Source organism: Pseudomonas sp. CFBP2511 (genome assembly GCF_030209255.1).
GTDB lineage: Bacteria > Pseudomonadota > Gammaproteobacteria > Pseudomonadales > Pseudomonadaceae > Aquipseudomonas > Aquipseudomonas avellanae.
The window spans coordinates 187,604-207,968 of sequence record NZ_JARVSI010000015.1; the positions used below are offsets into that span (position 1 = coordinate 187,604).

Here is a 20,365-nt window from a genome sequence, read left to right on the forward strand (position 1 = left end):
CCAAGAACAATAAGGAGTCCAACATGGCTAACCTGAGCATCCGCAATCTGCAAAAAGGCTTTGACGGTCACCAGATCATCAAAGGTATCGATCTGGACGTGAAAGACCGTGAGTTCGTGGTGTTCGTCGGGCCGTCGGGCTGTGGCAAGTCCACCCTGCTGCGGCTGATCGCCGGGCTCGAAGAAGTGACCTCGGGCACCATCGAACTCGATGGCCGCGACATCACCCAGGTCACTCCGGCCAAGCGTGACCTGGCGATGGTGTTCCAGACCTACGCGTTGTATCCGCACATGACAGTGGGCAAGAACCTGTCCTTTGCGCTGGACCTGGCCGGGGGCGACAAGGCCGAGATCAAGAGAAAGGTCGATGAAGCTGCGCGCATTCTGGAGCTCGGCCCGCTGCTGGAGCGCAAACCCAAGCAGTTGTCCGGCGGCCAGCGCCAGCGTGTGGCCATCGGCCGGGCCATCGTGCGCAACCCGAAAATCTTTCTGTTCGACGAACCGCTGTCCAACCTCGACGCCGCGCTGCGCGTGCAGACTCGTCTGGAGCTGTCGCGCCTGCACAAAGAGCTGCAGGCCACCATGATTTACGTGACTCACGATCAGGTCGAAGCCATGACCCTGGCCGACAAGGTGGTGGTGCTCAATGGCGGCAAGGTCGAACAGGTCGGTTCGCCGCTGGAGCTGTATCACCACCCGGCCAACCTGTTCGTCGCAGGTTTTCTGGGCACGCCGAAGATGGGCTTTCTCAAGGGCAAACTCAGCCGCGTCGACAGCGCCAGTTGCGAGGTCGAACTGGACGCCGGAACGCGCATCAGCCTGCCGGTCAACGGTGCGGGCCAGAGTGTCGGCGCGCCGGTCACGCTGGGCATTCGCCCGGAACACCTGAATCTCGCCCAGAACAACGACTGTCAGTTGCAGGTCATCGCTGATGTCAGCGAGCGTCTTGGCAGCGACACCTATTGCCACGTGCGTACCCGCTCGGGCGAGCCGCTGACCCTGCGTATTCGCGGTGACCTGGCCAGCCAGTACGGCGAGACGCTGAATCTGCACCTCGATAGCAGCCAATGCCATCTGTTCGACGCTCAAGGCCTGGTGATTGCCAAAGCCTTGCAGACTGCCGCCGCCTGAGTTCCGGAGAGCCTTTTCATGAAACTGAACAAGAACAATATTTCACGACTGGACGCAGACATCGCCCTGCCCGCCTACAGCGCCGACGACACCCGCCAGGGCATTGCCCATATCGGCGTCGGCGGTTTCCACCGGGCGCATCAGGCGTTTTACACCGATGCACTGATGAACAGCGGCGAAGGCTTTGAATGGAGTATCTGCGGCGTAGGCCTGCGTGCCGAAGACCGCGCCGTGCGCGATGCGCTGGCGCAACAGGATTATCTGTACACGCTCTATGAACTGGGCGACACGCCAGATACCGAAACCCGCATCATTGCCTCGATCAGCGGCATGCTGTTGGCCGAAGACAGCCCTCAGGCGCTGATCGACAAGCTGGCCAGCCCGGACATTCGCATCGTCTCGCTGACCATCACCGAAGGCGGCTATTGCATCGACGACAGCAACGGCCAGTTCATGGCCCACCTGCCGCAGATCCAGCACGACCTCGCCAACCCCAACCAGCCGAAGACGGTATTTGGCTTCCTCTGCGCGGCGCTGGCCCGCCGCCGCGCCGAAGGCACGCCCGCGTTCACCCTGATGTCCTGCGATAACCTGCCGCACAACGGCGCAGTGACCCGCAAGGCACTGCTGACGTTTGCGGCCTTGCGCGATGCCGATCTGCATGACTGGATCGCCGCCAACGTGAGCTTTCCCAACGCGATGGTCGACCGCATCACGCCGATGACCAGTGCGGCACATCGCTTGAAGCTGGCGGACGAAAAGCACATCGACGACGCCTGGCCGGTAGTCTGTGAGCCATTTGTACAGTGGGTGCTGGAAGACAAGTTCGTCAACGGCCGTCCGGCCTGGGAAAAGGTCGGCGTGCAGTTCACAGACGACGTGACGCCCTACGAGGAAATGAAGATCAAGCTGCTCAACGGCAGCCACTTGGCCCTGACCTACCTGGGCTTTCTCAAGGGTTATCGTTTCGTCCATGAAACCATGAACGACCCTTTGTTCGTGCGTTACATCCGTGCCTACATGGACAAAGATGTCACCCCGCAACTGGCGTCGGTGCCCGGCATCGATCTGGAAGGCTACAAGGACACGCTGATCGAGCGTTTTTCCAATCAGGCGATTGCCGACCAGTTGGCGCGGGTCTGCTCGGACGGCTCATCGAAATTCCCTAAATTCACGGTCCCAACCATCAATCGGCTGATCGTCGATCAGGGCAATTTCCAGCGCGCCTCGCTGGTGGTCGCTGCCTGGGCCCTTTATTTGAAGGGCGTTGACGAAAACGGTGTGATCTACACGATTCCCGACCCACGCGCCGAGTTCTGTCAGGGGCTGGTGGCTGACGATGCACTGATTGCCCAGCGCCTGTTGCAGGTGGAAGAAATATTCGGTCTGGCCATTCCTCAGTCGCCCGAATTTGTTGCGGCGTTCGAGCAGAACCTCGCTGATCTGCGCTCGCTGGGTGTAAGTGGCACACTGGAAAAAATTCTGGCCAACGGCCTCTGAGGGACGCCCCATGTTTCTTGGAATCGACTGTGGCACACAGGGCACCAAGGTGCTGGTGCTCAATGCCGAAAGCGGCAAGGTACTGGGCGAAGGTTCAGCACCCCATAGCCTGATCAGCGACCATAACGGCCGCCGTGAGCAGGACGTCCAGCAGTGGCTGGACGCACTGCAACAGGCGACCCGCGATGCCTTGGCGCAGGCGGGCGTGTCAGGGCAGCAGATTCAGGGCATCGGTGTTTCGGGCCAGCAACATGGCCTGGTGCTGCTTGATGCTCAAGGTGAATTGCTGCGCCCGGCCAAATTGTGGTGCGACACCGAGTCCGCCCCGGAAAACCAGCGTTTACTGGATTATCTGGGCGGCGCACAAGGTTCGCTGCAACGCCTCGGTCTGGTCATCGCGCCGGGCTACACCGTGTCCAAGCTATTATGGACCAAAGAGCAGCACCCACAGGTGTTCGAGCGTATCGACAAGGTGCTGCTGCCCCACGACTACCTGAATTACTGGCTGACCGGGCGCTGCTGCACCGAGTTCGGCGACGCGTCGGGCACCGGCTATTTCAACGTGCGCAACCGCGAGTGGGACCTGCCATTACTCGCCCATATCGACCCAAGCGGACGACTGGGCAAAGCGCTGCCTCAATTGCTTGAGGCCGACGCGCCAGTTGGCACGCTGCTTCCCGACATCGCCCTGCTGCTGGGCCTCAACCCGGACGCGCTGGTGTCCAGTGGCGGTGGCGACAACATGATGGGCGCGATTGGCACCGGTAACATTCAGCCAGGGCTGATCACCATGAGCCTCGGCTCGTCGGGCACGGTGTACGCTTACGGCGATGAGGTGCGGGTCAGCGAGCATGAGTCGGTCGCAACGTTTTGTTCGTCGTCCGGCGGCTGGCTGCCGTTGATCTGCACCATGAACCTGACTAATGCGACCACGGCCATCCGCGAGCTGTTCGCCCTGGACATCAAGGATTTCAATCAGGCCATCGCTCAGGCACCGATCGGCGCAGAAGGCGTGTTGGTGCTGCCGTTTTTCAATGGCGAACGCGTACCCGCCCTGCCCGACGCCACCGCCAGCATCGTCGGGCTGGACAGCACCAACCTGACCCAGGTCAACCTGTGCCGCGCCGTGGTCGAAGGCACCACGTTCGGCTTGCGCTACGGCCTGGACCTGCTGCGCGACAGCGGCATCAAGAGCGAGAAGATCCGGCTCATCGGTGGCGGTTCCAAAAGTGCGGTGTGGCGACAGATCGTGGCAGATATCATGAACACCCCGGTGATCTGCACCGTGCAGCCGGAAGCCGCCGCGCTGGGCGCGGCCATTCAGGCGGCCTGGTGCCGGTCGAAGGCTGACGGTACGCCCGAGGCGCTGCTACAGCTGTGCGAACGGTGCGTAAGCCTCGATCCAGACAGCGAGACCCACCCGGTTGCGCAGAACGTGGCAGCCTATCAGCAGGTCTATCAGCGTTATCAGGCGCAATTGCGCAAGGTTTGAACACAGTCTTTTCATGGAGTACTTATGTTTCTGGTTTGCGGCGAAGCACTGTTCGATATTTTCACCCGCGCTGACGACGGCGGTTCCCTGAACAGACTGGGGTTTGACGCCATTGCCGGCGGCTCCCCCTTCAATGTGGCCATCGGTTTGCGCCGGCTTGGCGTGGAGGCGGCATTTTTTGCCGGGCTGTCCACCGACTACCTGGGGCGCCGCCTGCGCGCCGTGCTGGAACAGGAAACGGTCAATGCCGAGCACCTGATCGAATTCGATGCGCCTACCACACTGGCGATGGTTGCGGTGGGCAGCGACGGTTCGCCTAGCTACAGCTTTCGTGGCGACGGCTGCGCAGATCGACAGTTACGACTGGCACACTTGCCGGAACTCGATGAGCGGGTACGCGGGATTCATGTGGGGTCGTTTTCGCTGGTGGTGCAGCCAATTGCCGACACGTTGCTGGCACTGGTCGCCCGTGAGAGCGCCAGGCGCCTGATCTCGCTGGACCCCAATGTGCGTCTGAACCCGGCACCGGACATCCAACGCTGGCGCACGCAGATTGCCGCGTTCGCCGAACATGCGCATCTGATCAAGGTCAGTGACGAAGACTTGCACCTGCTGTACCCGGACAGCGATCCACAGCAGATCGCCGAGGGCTGGCTTGGCAAGCGTACGCAACTGGTAATCGTCACCCGTGGCACTCAGGGCGCCAGCGTGTTTACCCGCCAGCACGGCACCTGGTCAGTGCCCGCCAAAACCGTGGTGACTGCCGATACAGTGGGTGCTGGAGACACGTTTCAGGCCGCACTGCTGACCTTTCTGAGCGAACGTCAGCTGGACACACCGCAAGGCCTGTCGACGCTCTCGCGAGAAACGCTGGATGAGATGCTCAATTTCGCCGTCGGCGCAGCCGCGCTGACCTGCACCAAAGTCGGCCCGGATCTGCCGTATCGGCATCAGTTGGGGTGAGAAGCGGCCCTTTTCGATTGCTTCAACTATCGTGCGGCGCTCCGCGTCGCATGCAGTTCTGGACGCTCTGCGTCCTCTTTGTGGCGCTCCGCGTCACACAGCGGTTCTGCAAGGTCAGTGATGTTTGTTTACGGCTCAAGGCACCTTTTCGCCCCTCTGCGCCCTGTCGCTTACGTCGCACTCTGCGTCGTCAGTGATATCGCGGTGAAGAAGCGCTTTTGTTTATGTGCAGTGAATACGGGGCAGGCATGACGTTGCGCGGCAGCTTGGTTGTGACGTAGAGCACCACGGATGCATGCCAATGCGGGCATTGGCACGATCCGTCAAAGACAGGCTTTGTTAGCAAGTGAAGAGGCCGTTACAGTCAACGAACAAACAACTGAACAGGTCACCTCGATCAGGCCACCATTCCGGCCTTGATACCCCTGATGCGCGTGTTGATGTCATCCGCCACATCGTTCTGTTTGTCCTTGAGCGCGTCCTGGACTTTCTGGTCGATTGCCAGTTGGTCCTGAGGTGCCATGGCGTCGTAGTCTTTCTGGCTGACGCCTGTCAGCTTCTCGCGCACTTTCTCTTCGGCTGTCTGCTTCAGAGAGTCCATGAATTTCTGTTCTGCCGAACCCGTCGATGCAACATCGTTGGCGCTGGTGGTGTTAGCCACTGAACCGATAACGCCGTTGTCGCGATCAGCCGTCTTTTCCGACAGTGACGTATCACCGGCAGACTTGAGGTTGATCATCATCCGTGCAAAGGATTCGTTGTAACCGCTGTTGTCCTGCTTGCTGTCCTGCGATGTCGAATTGCTGGTTTGCGCAACGACCGGTGCCGTGCCTGAATTCAGGCCAGCGGCGGCGACCGCGCTGAAAGCGTCCTGGGACACCTCATCGACGGTCTTGCGCCCAACCACAGCCCGGGAAACAAGCTGTTCAAGCGCACTCGTGCCAATAATCATCTTTCACCTCCTGATGAACATGCTGCGCAGGTTCAAAAGCAAGTCTGGTGCCAAGTACGCACTATGGCGCTAACCTGTTGATTCTTATGGTGACCCTAAAAATGCACGGTGGTTGATACCGTCAATAATCGGATAAGCCTTGCCCTGTGCGGCAAGTCTTCGCCGAAAAAACGTGTTCTTCAGCCTGCCGCACGACCCGCGCTGATCACCAGTTGCTCAATCGGCAAGGGCGCCGAGAAGTAGTAGCCCTGGGCCTGGGTCGCGCCAATCTCGCGCAGCAGCTCCAGCGTTTCGAGGTCTTCGACGCCTTCGGCAACCACGGTCAGGTCAAGTGACTCGGCCATCCGCACAATGGCGCGAACGATCGCCCGGCTGCGCACGCTGGAGGCCAGGCCGAAGATAAATGACTTGTCGATCTTCAAACCGCTGAAATGATACTGATGCACGTAGCTGAGGGAAGAGAACCCCGCGCCGAAATCGTCCAGCATCACCGACATACCTTGCTCGGCCAATTGTTTCATGGACAGGCGCGCCTGCTCCGGGTCAGCCACCAGCGCGCCTTCGGTAAGCTCCAGACACAGACGCCCGGGCGCGACATTGTGCTCGGCGAGCATGGCCAGCACTTCAGCGGCGAATGCCGGACGGGTGATGCTGTAACTGGAGCAGTTCACATGCACCGGCGGCCAATGGCCGTTTTCGGGTTGCGCGAGAATGGTGATGACCCGCTTGAGCATGTAAAGGTCCAGACGACCAATCAGACGAAGCCCCTCCAGCGCTGGCAAAAAACTTTCCGGCGCGATGATTCGCCCGTCGGGCATGCGCCAGCGAATCAGCGCCTCCAGCGCCAGCAGGTCACCGGTGTTGACACAGATCACTGGCTGAAAATAAGGGATCAGTTGATCGGTGCGTTTCAGAGCCGTGCGCAACGCGCCTTCCTGCTCGACCTGATCCGAAACCTCCCGGCGCAGCGCTTGATTGAACACTGCGAAGCTGTCACGGCCGCCATTCTTGACTCGGTACATGGCCGTATCGGCATCGCGCAGCAGGTCTGCCGGCTCTTGATGAAACTGGCTGTCGGCACCCACCACACCGATGCTGCACGAAGAAAAAATCGTATGGTCGTCAATCACGAACGGCTGCTCGAACGCCGTCAGTATTCGCTGGGCGATGCCCGTGCCGGTCTGCAACGGCGTATCGATGCTCAACACAGCAAATTCGTCGCCACCCAGGCGGGCCAGCAGGTCCTCTTCGCGCATGCAACTGCGCAATCGCTCGGCAGCCTGAATCAGCAGGATATCGCCGCAATGATGGCCGAGGCTGTCGTTGATCATCTTGAAGCGATCCAGATCGATGAACATGACAACCAGTTGCCGGCCGTTTCGGCAGAAGTCCTGCCATGCCTGTCGCAGACGATGTTGCAACTGACTGCGGTTGGGCAAACCGGTCAGCGAGTCGTGGGAGTTTTCGTGTTGCAGCCTGGCATTGGCCTGATCCAGCTCGCGGGTACGGTCGCGAACCCGCGCCTCGAGCAGTACGTTGGCGGTGTGAATCGCTTCGGCGGCGCTGCGACGGGACAACGCCGTGTCGATATGGCGTGACACAAAGGTCAGCAGTTCCTGATCGCGCAGGGTATAGCTGACATCCTTGGAATAACTCTGCACCACCAGTACGCCACGCACCTGCCCGCTGTCGAACAATGGAATGCCCAGCCAGGAAGACGATCGACCGGCGTCTCTCTGCACTTCGATTTCCCCGAGGCTCTCCAGCCTGCGGGCGTCGTCGTAATCGATCAGGCACGGCCGCCGCTGGCCGATCACGTATTCGGTAAAGCCACGTTGCCCGCGCCGTGATCGCGGTGGTGTGTGCTGGTGTTCGTCGATGTAGTAAGGAAAGGTCACTTCGCCGGTGGCGCCGTCGTATAGCGCGATGTAGAAGTTGAGCGCCACCAGCAGTTCACCAACAATCATGTGCAGGCTACGAAACAGTTCGTTCATGTCACCGGGCTGGCTGGACAGCGCAGCGATCTGGAACAGGGCGCTTTGCAAGTGCTCGGCGCGCTCGCGATCTTTCACTTCCTGGCGCAACGCGTCGTTGGCGGCCGACAGCTGTTGCGTGCGCAGCGCCACGATCTGCTCCAGGTCCGTGCGGCGCAACAGGCGGTCCAGCGCCATTGCCACATGCCGCGACACCACGGCAAACAAGGCGCGGTCCTGAGCGCTGTAGACCCGGGACACGTCGTAGACCTGCATCGCCACCATGCCGAACACTTCATCCGAGGCGTTCTTCAAGGGCGCCCCCATCCAGAACTCGGGGAGACGTCCCACCCAGAAAAAACGCCCGTCAACCTTGGCCTGCTCGATACAGGACGCATTGAGAAACATGGGCTGCCCGCTGCTCAGGACATAGCCGGTCAGCGAGATTCGATCGGTATTGATGAACTCGAACGCTTCGTGCGCCATCGCTTCGTCGTCGAACCGATCGATGTAATACGGGTAGGTGATCTTGCCGCTCTGCTGGTCGTAAAGCGCCACGTAAAAGTTCTCGGCATCGATCAGCGTACCTAATTGCTCATGAATGCCCCGTAAAAATGCGCCGCGATCAAGGGTCGAACTGGCCAGAAGGCTGATTTCATAGAGCACTCGCTGAGTGTTCTGCGCCCTGATCAATGCCGTCGTCTGCAGCAGTGAACCCAGGCTGGCAGCCAGCTCCACCAGCAGCGGATGATCTTTATCGGCGATGGGCGCCAGCAACCAGCCCAGCACGCCCTCGCCCTGGCCGGCGACTCGGCAATGAAGCTGCAAATGATTACAGAAGGTATCAAAGTCTTCAGCGGCGATGTGCGCGGGCCAGACGACCTTGTCGTCGCCCTGCCCCAGCAGGCATTTCAACTCACCGGCCGCGTAGGCCGCCCAGGCAATGTCTGGCATCTGCTGGTGTGCGGCGCTCATCAGTGCGGCGATGGAGCCATGACGGGCAAACGTATCGTGGCTGGCGGCTGGAGTGGAGCCAGCATCGGAGTTGGACGCGCAAGCGACGCTTGGACACAGGCCTGTAGCCAGATGTGAGACTGTCATGAAAACACCAGATACATGAGCCAACGGCGGTCATGTGAAAACCCCATGACCAAAAGTTACAAGTGTGTCGCGACATTGTTGCAAAGTTCATACCTTTTTGGCAGATCTCTTGACTCTCCAGCGGCATGTATAAGGTGCCTATGTGACGTGCGGCACTGTTCAATCGCACTATCGGGCCGTATTACCGGTCAGATTCAAGCATGTCGCGAGGTTCAAAGGGAAAATCAGCGAAGCTCTACTACGCTGACCTGCGATGTAAAACTCATCTATCCATCAAACAGGTGACACTCATGGTCAAGGCTTACAGCTATGCAGCACAATCTGCCCAGGACGTGCTCCAGCCGTATCAGTTCGAGCGCCGCACGCCAGGCGACGATGATGTGCAGATCGACATTCTCTACTGTGGCGTGTGCCACTCCGATCTGCATACTGCGCGCAATGAATGGCACAACACACTTTATCCTTCGGTCCCGGGTCACGAAATCGTCGGTCGGGTGACTGCGGTGGGCGCCAGCGTCAAGCAATTCAAGGTCGGCGACCTCGCCGGTGTCGGCTGCATGGTCGACAGCTGCCAGCAATGTGCCTCCTGTACAGAGGGCGACGAGCAGTATTGCGAGAGCGGTTTTACCGGTACTTACAACGGCCCGGTATTCGGCGGTGAAAATACCTTGGGCGGCTACTCAGACAAGATCGTGGTCAAGGAGAAATTCGTTCTGCGCATCTCCCATGACGATAATCTGGCCGCTGTCGCGCCACTGCTGTGCGCGGGCATCACCACGTACTCTCCACTGCGGCACTGGAAAGTCGGGCCGGGCACTAAAGTCGGCATCGTCGGGCTCGGCGGCCTGGGCCATATGGGCGTCAAGATTGCCCATGCAATGGGTGCTCATGTGGTGTTGTTCACCACCTCGCCTGACAAACGCGAAGACGGCTTGCGTCTGGGTGCAGACGAAGTGATCGTGTCCAGAGACCCTGCGCAGATGGCAACGCAGGTCAACAGCCTGGACTTCATTCTCAACACGGTCGCAGCGCCCCATGACCTGGATGCCTTTCTCTCGCTGCTCAAGCGCGATGGCACCATGACGCTGGTCGGTGCCCCGGCAGAACCGCACCCGTCGCCCGCCGTCTTCAACCTGATCTTCAAGCGCCGCAGCCTGGCCGGTTCGTTGATCGGTGGCATTCAGGAGACCCAGGAAATGCTGGATTTCTGCGCTGAGCACGGCATTGTTTCAGACATTGAAGTGATCGACATGCAATACATCAACGAGGCTTACGAGCGGATGCTCAAGGGCGACGTGAAATACCGTTTCGTCATTGATATGGCCAGCCTCAAGCAGGAAGTGTCTGCCGACTCGAACGCGGCGTAAGGTACCGCGCGGCTTATCGCAGGAGCAGGCCTGTCGCCAAGGATGGCAAGGCGTTCTGAGAACATGCCGTACGTCGCAATACGGGAACTGTTTTCTGGCAATGGCCCACTGACGTCCATACTCCTTGCAAGGAGATAGTACTGAGACAATCTCTCGCTTTCACGCTGCATTCAGCCCGTTTCAATGCGCTGCATGGCTGACCTCGTCAAATATGTGAACTTTTTATTACAAGCTAGTGACTATTGTTGACTGCCTTTGGGTCTCAAGTTCACAAAGTCCTTGCAGATACTGATGGCAACGGACGTTCGACAGGTGAACGAATTATGAAACAACGAGCGACAGTCATCTGCAAACGTGACGGCCAGGTGCTTTACGTACGCAAACCAAAATCCCGCTGGGCTTTGCCAGGTGGCAAGATTGAAGCCGGGGAAACGCCTTTCCAGGCTGCCGTGCGCGAGCTTTGCGAAGAAACCGGTCTGGAAAATCTCGACCTGTTGTACCTGGCGGTGTACGAGAAAGGCGAGGTCACGCATTACGTGTTCACCACTCAGGTTCCTGCCTACAGCGAGCCTTCGCCCCAGAACGAGATTTCTGCCTGCAAATGGCTTGCGCCCAAAAATCTTGGCGACCTTAAGGCCAGCAGCGCGACCAAGGCTATCGTCAAGTCGTATGGCCGCCAGGCTGAAGACGGTTTACTCAGCGCTAACTAGAACAGCCATGTTGTATGGGTAATCATGACGATCGGGTTGAACGGTATGGCCTGATGCTGTTCTGAAACAGCAGACGGTTCATTACTTTCACCCCCGTCTCAGGAGATCCCCATGACTCAGACCGCCCTGGTTGTAGGCGCAAGTGGCATTGTCGGCAGCGCAATCACGCAGTTGTTGCTGGAAAACGATTGGCAGGTTGCCGCCCTCTCCCGAAGCCCATCGACCCGGCCCGGCGTGATTCCCGTCGCGGCAGACCTTCAGGACCCCGCGTCCGTCACTGCTGCGCTGGCCGATCTGCGGCCCACCCACATTTTCATCACCACCTGGTCACGCCAGGCGACAGAAGCGGAGAATATCCGCGTCAACGCCGCAATGGTGCGCAATGTACTGGACGCTGTACGGCCTGCTGGCAGCGTGAAACACGTGGCGCTGGTCACCGGGCTCAAGCATTACCTCGGCCCGTTCGAGGCCTACGGCAAGGGCACCTTGCCGCAAACGCCTTTCCGGGAGTCGCAGCCGCGCCTGGATATCGAGAACTTCTATTATGCGCAAGAAGATGAAGTGTTCGCCGCAGCTGAAAAAGACCGGTTCACCTGGAGCGTGCATCGTCCGCACACCGTGACAGGCGTCGCCGTCGGCAACGCAATGAACATGGCAACCACCCTGGCCGTTTACGCATCGATCTGCAAAGCCACTGGCCGACCTTTCGTGTTTCCGGGCTCGCGCGTTCAGTGGGACAGCCTGACGGACATGACCGATGCGCGCCAGTTGGCCCATCAGCAGTTGTGGGCCGCGACGACCCCGGCAGCGGCCAATCAGGCATTCAACATCACCAACGGCGACGTGTTCCGCTGGAGCTGGATGTGGGGGCAGATCGCCGGGTACTTCGGCCTGGAACCGGCAGACTTCCCAAGCCAGCCTGCGCTGCTGGAAACTCAGATGGCAGATGATCAGACAGCCTGGACCCGCATCGCCCAGGAGCATCAACTCAAGGAAAGCGACATCAACCGGCTGATCTCACCGTGGCACACCGACGCCGACCTTGGCCGGCCGATCGAAGTGGTCACCGACATGTCGAAAAGCCGCAAGCTGGGCTTTACTGCATTTCAGGCAAGTGATGATGCGTTTTTCGAGGTGTTTGAAAAGCTGCGTCGTGATCGGCTGATTCCCTGAGGCTGCTTGCCCTCTTGTGCCAAGGCTCTGCGTTGGCACAAAAGCCGGGGGCGAAACAGGTACAACAAAAAAGGGTCAACCTCTCGGTTGACCCTTTTTTTACCGCCCAGCAGAGCGGATTTGTTTGGTAGGCGCGATTGGACTCGAACCAACGACCCCCACCATGTCAAGGTGGTGCTCTAACCAACTGAGCTACGTGCCTGCTGTGGGTCGGCATTCTACGGATATTCGAATACCTGTCAAATTCTTTTTTGCAGTAACTCTCTGAATACGTGAAATTTTTGCTCCCTGCGCACAGAGCAAAAACAAAAAAGGGCCAACCTCTCGGTTGACCCTTTTTTTACCGCCCAGCAGAGCGGATTTTGTTTGGTAGGCGCGATTGGACTCGAACCAACGACCCCCACCATGTCAAGGTGGTGCTCTAACCAACTGAGCTACTTGCCTGCTGTGGGTCGGCATTTTACGGATATTCAACTGCCTGTCAATGCGTTTTTATCCTAAGCCCATGAATTACAGCGTTTTTTGCAGGGGATCAGGCCAGAACTGTTTTTCTGTGTTGCTGGCAGCGGCCCGGTATCTCGGGTACGATCAGCGCCATCGTCAAGAATATTAAACGGAGTCTCAGGATGGCGAACACGCCCTACCCTCAATCCTATTACGCAGCTTCGGCCAATCCCGTACCGGAACGTCCCGCCTTGCAGGGCGAGGTCGAGACTGACGTGTGTGTCATCGGGGCTGGCTATACAGGCCTGTCCAGCGCGCTGTTTCTCCTGGAAAACGGTTTTCGGGTCACGGTGCTCGAAGCGGCGAAGGTCGGGTTTGGCGCATCGGGCCGTAACGGCGGGCAGATCGTCAACAGTTACAGCCGCGACATCGATGTGATCGAGCGCACCGTAGGGCCGCGTCAGGCGCAGTTGCTGGGGCAGATGGCATTTGAAGGTGCGGCCATCATTCGTGACCGGGTTTCCCGCTATGGCATTCAGTGCGACCTGAAGGACGGCGGTGTGTTTGCGGCGCTGACCAGCAAGCAACTGGCGCACCTGGAAGCCCAGCAACGGCTCTGGGAACGCTACGGCCATACCCACCTGGAATTGATGGACAAGCGCCGGATCAACGAAGTCGTGGCCTGCGATCAATACATCGGGGGGTTGCTGGACATGACCGGCGGCCATATTCACCCGCTCAATCTGGCGCTGGGCGAAGCGGCGGCGGTCGAAACCCTGGGCGGCACCATTTACGAGCAATCGGCGGCCATTCGTATCGAGCGTGGCGCCAACCCGGTTGTTCATACAGCGCAGGGCAAGGTCAGGGCCAGGTTCATTATCGTGGCAGGCAACGCCTATCTGGGTAACCTGGTACCGGAACTGGCGGCAAAATCGATGCCGTGCGGCACTCAGGTGATTACCACAGAACCGTTGAGCGATGAGCTGGCTAAAATACTCCTGCCGCAGGACTACTGCGTCGAGGACTGTAATTATCTGCTCGATTACTACCGCCTTAGCGCCGACAAGCGCCTGATATTCGGTGGCGGCGTGGTATATGGCGCACGAGATCCGGCCAACATCGAAGCCATTATTCGCCCGAAGATGCTCAAGGCATTCCCACAACTCAAGGACGTGAAGATCGACTACGCGTGGACCGGCAATTTCCTGCTGACCCTGTCTCGCCTGCCGCAGGTTGGCAGGCTTGGCGACAACATCTATTACTCGCAGGGTTGCAGCGGGCATGGTGTGACGTACACGCATCTGGCCGGCAAGGTGCTGGCCGAAGCCCTGCGCGGGCAGGCCGAACGTTTCGATGCGTTCGCCGATTTGCCCCATTACCCGTTCCCCGGCGGGCAGATGCTACGCACGCCGCTCACGGCACTGGGTGCCTGGTACTACAGCTTGCGTGACCGTTTGGGTTTCTAGACTCGATTCGGGTCGCAGGTACTAAAAACGGCACCTTCATGGGTGCCGTTTTCATTAACGCTGCGTTGATTTCATTTAACGCTTCGTTCCAGAGTCCTTTTCGCCTCGCCGGCCGCCTGCTCTTGCCCTGCTTTGGACAATGCGTCAGCTGCCTGCAGCCAACGCTGCTGATCGACCCCGGCAGGCAATTGCCGAGGCGACTGAACCAGCACCGCCCAACTGCCGGCGTCTTTCCAGGCAGACGTGAAGCTGCTGAAGCTCATCGAATGGCGACGGTCCATGCCCGCATTCAGCAAGACGGTTTCCTTTACCCGGTTGTAACCGATCAATACGCCATAACGCGGTCCTTTCCAGAGAACAGAACCCTGCGCAAACCGCAGCATCACCGGATACCCCGCCGATACCTGAGCCAGCAGATCCTGCAATTCGCCACCCAGCGGATAGACCATAAAGCCGTATTCCCGCGCGACGTTCTGCATGTTCTGCTCTAAACGGTCTTCGCCAGCCGGCAGTTGCAGCGGCTTGTCGAGCAGGCCGGGCGTGGTCTGCACGTGCTGGTTGGCCAGCATGCTTGCTAGCGCGCCCGGCCCGCTCTGATAGGCATTACCGCGAAAGAACGGCACCGAGGTCAGTTCGACCCGGTCCGGCAAGCGTTTGATCTGGGGCGTCACCATCGATGAACAGCCGGCAAGGCCGACGATAAGCGCCAAAACCAGCCACGGACGCCTGGCGCCGGTAGTAGCGGCAAAAAGAGAAACCGACAACATGTTCACTCACTTCAACTGATGCCGAGCAACCCGCGACCCGGCCTGAGTGCCGATCATAGAGCCGTCGGCGATCGGGGTATAGCGTTGTGCAGCAGTCCGCTGGTGTTCACAGCACAAATCGTTCATAGCCCGATGCCATTGGTCAACTAACCGAAACATGCTTCGTACTAGACTGTCAGTTATCAAGACCGCAAGAAAAGCAGGAATGGGGAGGCACTTATGAGCCTGGAACTGACAATAGTGATGCTGATCGCTTCGTGGCTGGCAGTTGCCAGCGCCATGTTATGGGGCGTCATGCGTGTTTCGCGTCGTTATCACCCACGCGGTGTCGAGCCGCCTGTACCACAGCGGCCGGTCGTGGCAAAACCTGTGAAGGCTCAGGCTGCCGTCATCAGTTGAAACCTGCCTGCCGATTGGCATGTGCCTGAACAAAACGTGGAATGCAAAACGGTCGATCCGGGTAGCCGGGTCGACCGTTTTTTCTTCAGTGAAACCGTTTATCAGTGAGTGGATGCCTGAGCAGCGGCAGCCTTTTTGCGTCTTGCCTTGCGCACCAGCATGTTCAGGCCTTCAATGGCTGCCGAGAATGTCATGGCAGCGTAGATGTAGCCTTTCGGTACGTGGGCACCAAAACCTTCGGCGATCAGCGTCATACCGATCATGATCAAAAAGCCCAGTGCCAGCATGACCACAGTCGGGTTGTCGTTGATGAACTTCGCCAGCGGGTTGGCGGCAACCAGCATCACGACCACAGCGGACACCACGGCGATGATCATGATAGGCAGGTGTTCGGTCATGCCGACGGCAGTAATGATACTGTCGATGGAGAACACCAGGTCCAGCATCAGGATCTGCACAATGGCCGCGCCCATGCTCAATGCCACAACCGAACCCAGGGCCTTCTCTTCATCGGTCTTGATGTCCATGCTGTGATGGATTTCAGTGGTTGCCTTCCAGACCAGGAACAGACCACCGGCGATCAGGATCATGTCTTTCCACGAGAACGCCTGGTTGAACACCTCGAACACAGGTTCTGTCAGCTGGACGATGTAAGCGACGGTACTGAGCAAGCCCAGGCGCATCACCAGAGCCATGCCGATACCCAGCTTGCGGGCCTTTTCGCGCTGATGTTCCGGAAGCTTGTTGGTGATGATCGAAATGAAAATCAGGTTGTCGATGCCCAGCACGACTTCCATCACCACCAGTGTCGCCAAGGCGATCCAGGCTGCGGGACTTGTCGCCAGTTCCAATAGGTATTCCATAGATCACTGCCCTGCCTGAGCCAATAGTTGTGGGTTAAATGTCTTTATCTGAATTTTTTTCGGTTTCAGCCGAGCTTTGTGGTGGCTCTTGTACCGAAAGTTCCTGTCTGGCCTCATCAAGCGCTTTGGTCGCGGCCTGATGCGTGTCATCAATCGCCTGTTTGGCAGTGTTGGCTGCGGTACCCAGCACCTGTTTAGTAGACGACTCTATCTGATCGCATCCTGCCATTACCAGCAGCGAACAGCTCAACAGCGCAGCGTAAATGGATTTATTCATGGGCTCCTCGATAAGACAGGGGCCAGACGGTGTGTCCAGTCCGGCGTTGAGGCGGATTCTAGATATTTTGAAACATAAGGAAAATTCGATTTTATGGGGCGTATACTTCGGTTTTAACGAATCGGCGATCAGTATGCTCAATTACCGACAACTGCACTATTTCTGGGTAGTGGCCAAGACCGGGAGCATTGTGCGCGCCTGCGAACAGCTGAACCTGACAGCGCAAACTGTCAGCGGGCAGATCAGCCTGCTGGAAGCGGCGCTGGGGGTCGATCTGTTCCAGCGCGTCGGGCGCCGGCTGGAAATGACCGAAGCCGGTCGCCTCGCCCTGCCCTACGCCGAACAAATGTTTCAGTTGGGCGATGAACTGGAAAGCCTGCTGCGTTCGCAACCTGACGAGCAGCAACTGCTGTTGCGCATCGGCGTTGCTGATGTGGTGCCCAAATCCATCGTTTACAGGCTGATTGCACCGACGATGGAGCTTGCTGAACCCATTCGCATCACCTGCCGCGAAGACAAACTCGAACGGCTGCTGGCTGACCTGGCCATCCAGCGTCTGGACCTGGTGATATCGGACAGCCCCATGCCGCCGCATCTGGACATCAAGGGCTACAGTCAAAAACTGGGGGAATGCGGGGTCACTTTTTTCGCGACCCGTGAAGTGGCCGAGCGCGTCGGCAGCGACTTTCCACAGTGCCTGCACGGTGCACCGCTGTTGATTCCGGGGCAGGAAACCGTGGTTCGAGGCAGACTGATGCGCTGGTTTGCCGAGCAGAAAATTCAGCCACGCATCATTGGCGAGTTCGATGACAGTGCGCTGATGAAGGCTTTCGGCAAATCCGGCAGCGGCATCTTTGTCGCGCCCAGCGTGATCGCCGACGAAGTACAGAGCCAGTACGGTGTTCAGGTGATTGGCCAGACCGACGCGGTGACGGAGTCTTTTTACGCCATCACCGTGGAGCGCAAGGTCAGGCACCCCGGCGTTGTCGCCATTGCCGAAAGTGCCCGAAATCAGCTGTTTACCGATGCAGGCTAGGCAGCGAGCGGGCCGGGATCACGTTTGATCAGCAAAAGCGCCAGCACAATGGCCAGAATAATGATGCCCGCAGCGGCGAAACCGACGTTGCCCAGCCCCAGATGATCAATGACCCTGCCACCGATGAACGCTCCGATGCCGATGCCCAGGTTCGCCCCGGCGATGTTCAGCGAGGCAGCGAACGCAGGCGCCTGGGGCGCGGCCTTGATCAGCCGCACGTGACTGACCAGAAACAGCGCCGCCTGGGTGATGCCCCATACCGCCAGCGCGAGTGGCAAGGCAAACGCCGAATGAATGCTCGGCACCACGGCCGTCATGCCGACCACCATGAAGGCGCAGAACACCAGACTGGCCATCAACGGATGCCGGTCGACCATGCGCCCGCCCAGCGAGTTGCCGAGCAAACCGACCGCACCAAAGCCCATCAGGCACCAGCCCACCAGATTGCCGTCGAACCCGGCCAGCCGCTCGAGCATGTCTGCCAGGTAGGTATAGGCCGTGAACATACCGCTGAACACCAGAACCGACAGCAGCACATGCCCCTGCATGATCGGACTGCGCAAAATGCCGAATTGCTTGAGGATTGAAACCGGGTTTTTCTTTGCGGCCGTCCGTGGCAGATACACCGCCAGCAACAGCGCCTTGGCAAACGCCAGCCCGGACAGCACGAAGAACGCACTGCGCCAGCCGAACGCATCCGAAATCAGGGTGCCAACGGGGATGCCGAACACCGTGGCGCAGACAATCCCGAAACCGATGCGGGCAATCGCCCGCCCGGCGAACTCCGGTCCGACGATGTCCACGGCGGTTTCGCTGGCCAGCGCCCAGAACACCGGCAGGCCTAACGCCGGAATCAAGCGCGCGACGCCCATCACCGCATTATCAGGGGCCAACGCAGCCAGCGCATTGGCCAGCCCGAACAGGATGAGGATGCTGATAAACAGACGCTTGCGCTCGAAGCGCGAAAAATACGCGGTCAGAAACGGGCCAAAGGCTGCGACGGTGAACGCAAACAGCGTCACCAGCAGCCCGGCCTGCGAAACCGAGACGTCCAGGTCGCGGGCAATGGCGGGTAAAAGACCGACGATAACGAACTCTGTGGTCAGCACGGTGAAACCGGCGGCCGACAACAGCAGTATGGGCAACAACATGAAAACTCCAGAACAACGATACAGGCTGCGATGACGGCGCAACCTGCGAGGGATTAAAGCGGGGGGCTAGCGCTTTTCACTATGCACAAATGCCAAAGAGCCCGAAAGACCGGGCTCGTATCCTGATCAACAAGTACGGTCTTTGTGGGAGCGAGCTTGCTCGCGAAGGCAATGGCCGAAATGCCCCATACTCATGGCCTGCACCAGCTCCTTCGCGAGAGTGCGGAGCGCCGCCCCGGTCGCTCCCACAAGACGGGTGGACTTTAGAACTTGCCCATGAAGTCACGTTTGCCGATTTCGACGCCGTTGTGGCGTAGCAGGTCGTAGGCCGTGGTGACATGGAAGAAGAACTGCGGCAAGGCATAGCTGAGCAGGTAAGCCTGACCGTTCAGGCGTTTTTCCTTTTCAGTACCAGGGCGCAGAACGATTTCGATGCTTTCCTTGCCATCGACTTGCTCGGGCGTGATGCTGCCGATGAACGCGAGCGTTTTGGCGAGCAATGCCTGCAATTCGGCGAAGGTGGTTTCCGTGTCGTCGTATTGCGGGATCTCGACGCCTGCCAGACGGGCCGAAGCACCCTTGGCGAAATCGACGGCAATCTGGACCTGACGAGTGAACGGCAGCATGTCCGGGAACAGGCGCGCCTGCAACAGAGCCGGCGGCTGGATTTTCTTCTCGGTCGCGTAGGCTTCGGCCTTGGTCAGAACGTCACTCAGCGCATTGAGCATTTGCTGGAAGACAGGAACGGAAGCGGCGTACAGGGAGATAGACATGACATATCCTGATGTGAGAAAGACGCGATTATAGACCCACCCGGCGCAGAACACCGTGACACTTTTCTGCAGCCGCGCAGATGAGTGCAGCGCACGCTGGCAATAATCCCTGCCAGACCCTACGCTGATCCACCGTCATTACTCAGAAAAGCGTCATGTCCATCGAATCGTCCGCCACCCCAACCACCCCGAATGCCGAAGCGTTGCAGCTCAACAGCACCGAAGTGCGCATTCTGGGCTGCCTGATCGAGAAACAGGCGACCAACCCGGAAACCTATCCCCTGACCCTCAATGCACTGGTCATCGCCTGCAACCAGAAGACCAGCCGCGACCCGGTCATGAACCTCACCCAGGGTCAGGTCGGCCAGAGCCTGCGCGCGCTGGAAGGCCGTGGCCTGACACGCCTGGTGATGGGCAGTCGCGCTGATCGCTGGGAACACAAGGTCGACAAGGGCCTGGAACTGGTGCCTGCGCAGGTGATACTGACCGGCCTGTTGCTGCTGCGTGGCCCGCAAACAGTCAGTGAACTGCTGACCCGCAGCAATCGCATGCACGATTTCGAGGACAGCGAGCAGGTCGTTCATCAACTGGAGCGCTTGATCGCCAGAGGCCTGGCAACGCTGGTGCCGCGTCAGTCCGGCCAGCGCGAAGACCGCTATATGCACCTGATCGGTGACCCTGAGGACCTGCAGGACCTTCTTGCCGCCCGCCAGCAAGCGCCGGAGCGCGGCAACGCGGCAAGCCCTGCTGCCACTCAGCGTCTGGATGAGCTGGAAGCGCGCATCGTAGCACTCGAAGAGCGGCTGGCCAGACTGGAATAAGCTGATG

The 20,365-nt window shown here is 59.1% G+C and carries 18 protein-coding genes and 2 tRNA genes; 11 read left to right on the forward strand and 9 right to left on the reverse strand.

All coding sequences use genetic code 11. The annotated features are described in order from the left end of the window. Positions 1-23: 23 nt before the first annotated feature. Genes QRN38_RS12770 through QRN38_RS12785 form a run of 4 tightly spaced genes read left to right on the forward strand, consistent with a single transcriptional unit; the run spans position 24 to position 5,085 of the window. Positions 24-1,130 (forward strand): ABC transporter ATP-binding protein, encoded by a 1,107-nt coding sequence (locus QRN38_RS12770; protein ID WP_003382859.1) that lies wholly within the window; start codon positions 24-26, stop codon positions 1,128-1,130. An 18-nt stretch (positions 1,131-1,148) separates the two neighbouring features. Then, positions 1,149-2,630, forward strand: coding sequence for a mannitol dehydrogenase family protein (locus QRN38_RS12775; protein WP_122223114.1), 1,482 nt, complete (start codon positions 1,149-1,151; stop codon positions 2,628-2,630). A gap of 10 nt (positions 2,631-2,640) precedes the next feature. Further along, complete coding sequence (gene xylB, locus QRN38_RS12780) at positions 2,641-4,122, forward strand: xylulokinase (RefSeq protein ID WP_057418144.1); 1,482 nt, start codon at positions 2,641-2,643, stop codon at positions 4,120-4,122. A 24-nt stretch (positions 4,123-4,146) separates the two neighbouring features. Continuing rightward, on the forward strand, positions 4,147-5,085 hold the full coding sequence (locus tag QRN38_RS12785; protein ID WP_057418143.1) for a carbohydrate kinase family protein: 939 nt from the start codon (positions 4,147-4,149) through the stop codon (positions 5,083-5,085). A 397-nt stretch (positions 5,086-5,482) separates the two neighbouring features. Here the strand turns inward: QRN38_RS12785 and QRN38_RS12790 are convergent, their stop codons facing one another. Together QRN38_RS12790 and QRN38_RS12795 are read right to left on the reverse strand one after the other, a co-directional pair. Beyond that, a complete protein-coding gene (locus tag QRN38_RS12790) occupies positions 5,483-6,037 on the reverse strand; it encodes a hypothetical protein (protein WP_024666565.1) in 555 nt (184 codons plus the stop codon). 179 nt (positions 6,038-6,216) lie between these two features. Next, the gene (locus QRN38_RS12795) at positions 6,217-9,111 is read right to left on the reverse strand and encodes a bifunctional diguanylate cyclase/phosphodiesterase (RefSeq protein ID WP_024666566.1); all 2,895 of its coding nucleotides are present in this window, start codon (positions 9,109-9,111) and stop codon (positions 6,217-6,219) included. Between the two features lie 290 nt (positions 9,112-9,401). Between QRN38_RS12795 and QRN38_RS12800 the strand changes: the two genes are divergently transcribed. The 3 genes from QRN38_RS12800 (at position 9,402) to QRN38_RS12810 (ending at position 12,361) form a co-directional block, all read left to right on the forward strand. Then, on the forward strand, positions 9,402-10,478 hold the full coding sequence (locus QRN38_RS12800) for an NAD(P)-dependent alcohol dehydrogenase (RefSeq protein ID WP_044389807.1): 1,077 nt from the start codon (positions 9,402-9,404) through the stop codon (positions 10,476-10,478). 323 nt (positions 10,479-10,801) lie between these two features. Further along, positions 10,802-11,188, forward strand: a complete 387-nt coding sequence (locus QRN38_RS12805; protein ID WP_005762628.1) for an NUDIX hydrolase — start codon at positions 10,802-10,804, stop codon at positions 11,186-11,188. 111 nt (positions 11,189-11,299) lie between these two features. Next, positions 11,300-12,361 (forward strand): SDR family oxidoreductase, encoded by a 1,062-nt coding sequence (locus tag QRN38_RS12810; RefSeq protein ID WP_005762629.1) that lies wholly within the window; start codon positions 11,300-11,302, stop codon positions 12,359-12,361. Positions 12,362-12,486: 125 nt separating this feature from the next. Here QRN38_RS12810 and QRN38_RS12815 read toward each other — a convergent pair. Both QRN38_RS12815 and QRN38_RS12820 read right to left on the reverse strand, forming a co-directional pair. Next, positions 12,487-12,563: transfer RNA gene (locus tag QRN38_RS12815), tRNA-Val, on the reverse strand. A 165-nt stretch (positions 12,564-12,728) separates the two neighbouring features. After that, a tRNA-Val gene (locus QRN38_RS12820) sits at positions 12,729-12,805 on the reverse strand. Between the two features lie 182 nt (positions 12,806-12,987). On the opposite strand from QRN38_RS12820, the gene QRN38_RS12825 reads away from it, so the two are divergent. Continuing rightward, a complete protein-coding gene (locus QRN38_RS12825) occupies positions 12,988-14,271 on the forward strand; it encodes an NAD(P)/FAD-dependent oxidoreductase (protein WP_057418142.1) in 1,284 nt (427 codons plus the stop codon). Between the two features lie 71 nt (positions 14,272-14,342). Here QRN38_RS12825 and QRN38_RS12830 read toward each other — a convergent pair whose 3' ends face one another. Further along, positions 14,343-15,038, reverse strand: coding sequence for a peptidase C39 family protein (locus QRN38_RS12830; RefSeq protein WP_024667989.1), 696 nt, complete (start codon positions 15,036-15,038; stop codon positions 14,343-14,345). Positions 15,039-15,257: 219 nt separating this feature from the next. On the opposite strand from QRN38_RS12830, the gene QRN38_RS12835 reads away from it, so the two are divergent. Then, positions 15,258-15,437 (forward strand): hypothetical protein, encoded by a 180-nt coding sequence (locus QRN38_RS12835; RefSeq protein ID WP_007246018.1) that lies wholly within the window; start codon positions 15,258-15,260, stop codon positions 15,435-15,437. A gap of 101 nt (positions 15,438-15,538) precedes the next feature. Here the strand turns inward: QRN38_RS12835 and QRN38_RS12840 are convergent, their stop codons facing one another. Both QRN38_RS12840 and QRN38_RS12845 read right to left on the reverse strand, forming a co-directional pair. Further along, positions 15,539-16,300, reverse strand: coding sequence for a TerC family protein (locus QRN38_RS12840; protein ID WP_011104146.1), 762 nt, complete (start codon positions 16,298-16,300; stop codon positions 15,539-15,541). Between the two features lie 34 nt (positions 16,301-16,334). Then, the gene (locus tag QRN38_RS12845; protein WP_005762638.1) at positions 16,335-16,577 is read right to left on the reverse strand and encodes a hypothetical protein; all 243 of its coding nucleotides are present in this window, start codon (positions 16,575-16,577) and stop codon (positions 16,335-16,337) included. A gap of 133 nt (positions 16,578-16,710) precedes the next feature. Between QRN38_RS12845 and nhaR the strand changes: the two genes are divergently transcribed. After that, positions 16,711-17,613 (forward strand): transcriptional activator NhaR, encoded by a 903-nt coding sequence (gene nhaR / locus QRN38_RS12850; RefSeq protein ID WP_007246017.1) that lies wholly within the window; start codon positions 16,711-16,713, stop codon positions 17,611-17,613. On the opposite strand, the gene QRN38_RS12855 is transcribed toward nhaR, so the two are convergent. Both QRN38_RS12855 and QRN38_RS12860 read right to left on the reverse strand, forming a co-directional pair. Further along, a complete protein-coding gene (locus QRN38_RS12855) occupies positions 17,610-18,764 on the reverse strand; it encodes an MFS transporter (RefSeq protein WP_057418141.1) in 1,155 nt (384 codons plus the stop codon). The two genes, nhaR and QRN38_RS12855, sit on opposite strands and share 4 nt — an antisense overlap. Positions 18,765-19,027: 263 nt before the next feature. Beyond that, positions 19,028-19,537, reverse strand: a complete 510-nt coding sequence (locus QRN38_RS12860; protein ID WP_005762644.1) for a DUF1993 domain-containing protein — start codon at positions 19,535-19,537, stop codon at positions 19,028-19,030. 155 nt (positions 19,538-19,692) lie between these two features. Between QRN38_RS12860 and QRN38_RS12865 the strand changes: the two genes are divergently transcribed. Further along, complete coding sequence (locus QRN38_RS12865) at positions 19,693-20,358, forward strand: YceH family protein (protein ID WP_057418140.1); 666 nt, start codon at positions 19,693-19,695, stop codon at positions 20,356-20,358. Positions 20,359-20,365 lie beyond the last annotated feature (7 nt).

Bases quoted from the DNA above. Each gene is read 5' to 3' on its own strand.
- QRN38_RS12770 (WP_003382859.1), top strand. From the start codon at position 24: ATGGCTAACCTGAGCATCCGCAATCTGCAAAAAGGCTTTGACGGTCAC.
- QRN38_RS12775 (WP_122223114.1), top strand. From the start codon at position 1,149: ATGAAACTGAACAAGAACAATATTTCACGACTGGACGCAGACATCGCC.
- xylB (WP_057418144.1), top strand. From the start codon at position 2,641: ATGTTTCTTGGAATCGACTGTGGCACACAGGGCACCAAGGTGCTGGTG.
- QRN38_RS12785 (WP_057418143.1), top strand. From the start codon at position 4,147: ATGTTTCTGGTTTGCGGCGAAGCACTGTTCGATATTTTCACCCGCGCT.
- QRN38_RS12790 (WP_024666565.1), bottom strand. From the start codon at position 6,037: ATGATTATTGGCACGAGTGCGCTTGAACAGCTTGTTTCCCGGGCTGTG.
- QRN38_RS12795 (WP_024666566.1), bottom strand. From the start codon at position 9,111: ATGACAGTCTCACATCTGGCTACAGGCCTGTGTCCAAGCGTCGCTTGC.
- QRN38_RS12800 (WP_044389807.1), top strand. From the start codon at position 9,402: ATGGTCAAGGCTTACAGCTATGCAGCACAATCTGCCCAGGACGTGCTC.
- QRN38_RS12805 (WP_005762628.1), top strand. From the start codon at position 10,802: ATGAAACAACGAGCGACAGTCATCTGCAAACGTGACGGCCAGGTGCTT.
- QRN38_RS12810 (WP_005762629.1), top strand. From the start codon at position 11,300: ATGACTCAGACCGCCCTGGTTGTAGGCGCAAGTGGCATTGTCGGCAGC.
- QRN38_RS12825 (WP_057418142.1), top strand. From the start codon at position 12,988: ATGGCGAACACGCCCTACCCTCAATCCTATTACGCAGCTTCGGCCAAT.
- QRN38_RS12830 (WP_024667989.1), bottom strand. From the start codon at position 15,038: ATGTTGTCGGTTTCTCTTTTTGCCGCTACTACCGGCGCCAGGCGTCCG.
- QRN38_RS12835 (WP_007246018.1), top strand. From the start codon at position 15,258: ATGAGCCTGGAACTGACAATAGTGATGCTGATCGCTTCGTGGCTGGCA.
- QRN38_RS12840 (WP_011104146.1), bottom strand. From the start codon at position 16,300: ATGGAATACCTATTGGAACTGGCGACAAGTCCCGCAGCCTGGATCGCC.
- QRN38_RS12845 (WP_005762638.1), bottom strand. From the start codon at position 16,577: ATGAATAAATCCATTTACGCTGCGCTGTTGAGCTGTTCGCTGCTGGTA.
- nhaR (WP_007246017.1), top strand. From the start codon at position 16,711: ATGCTCAATTACCGACAACTGCACTATTTCTGGGTAGTGGCCAAGACC.
- QRN38_RS12855 (WP_057418141.1), bottom strand. From the start codon at position 18,764: ATGTTGTTGCCCATACTGCTGTTGTCGGCCGCCGGTTTCACCGTGCTG.
- QRN38_RS12860 (WP_005762644.1), bottom strand. From the start codon at position 19,537: ATGTCTATCTCCCTGTACGCCGCTTCCGTTCCTGTCTTCCAGCAAATG.
- QRN38_RS12865 (WP_057418140.1), top strand. From the start codon at position 19,693: ATGTCCATCGAATCGTCCGCCACCCCAACCACCCCGAATGCCGAAGCG.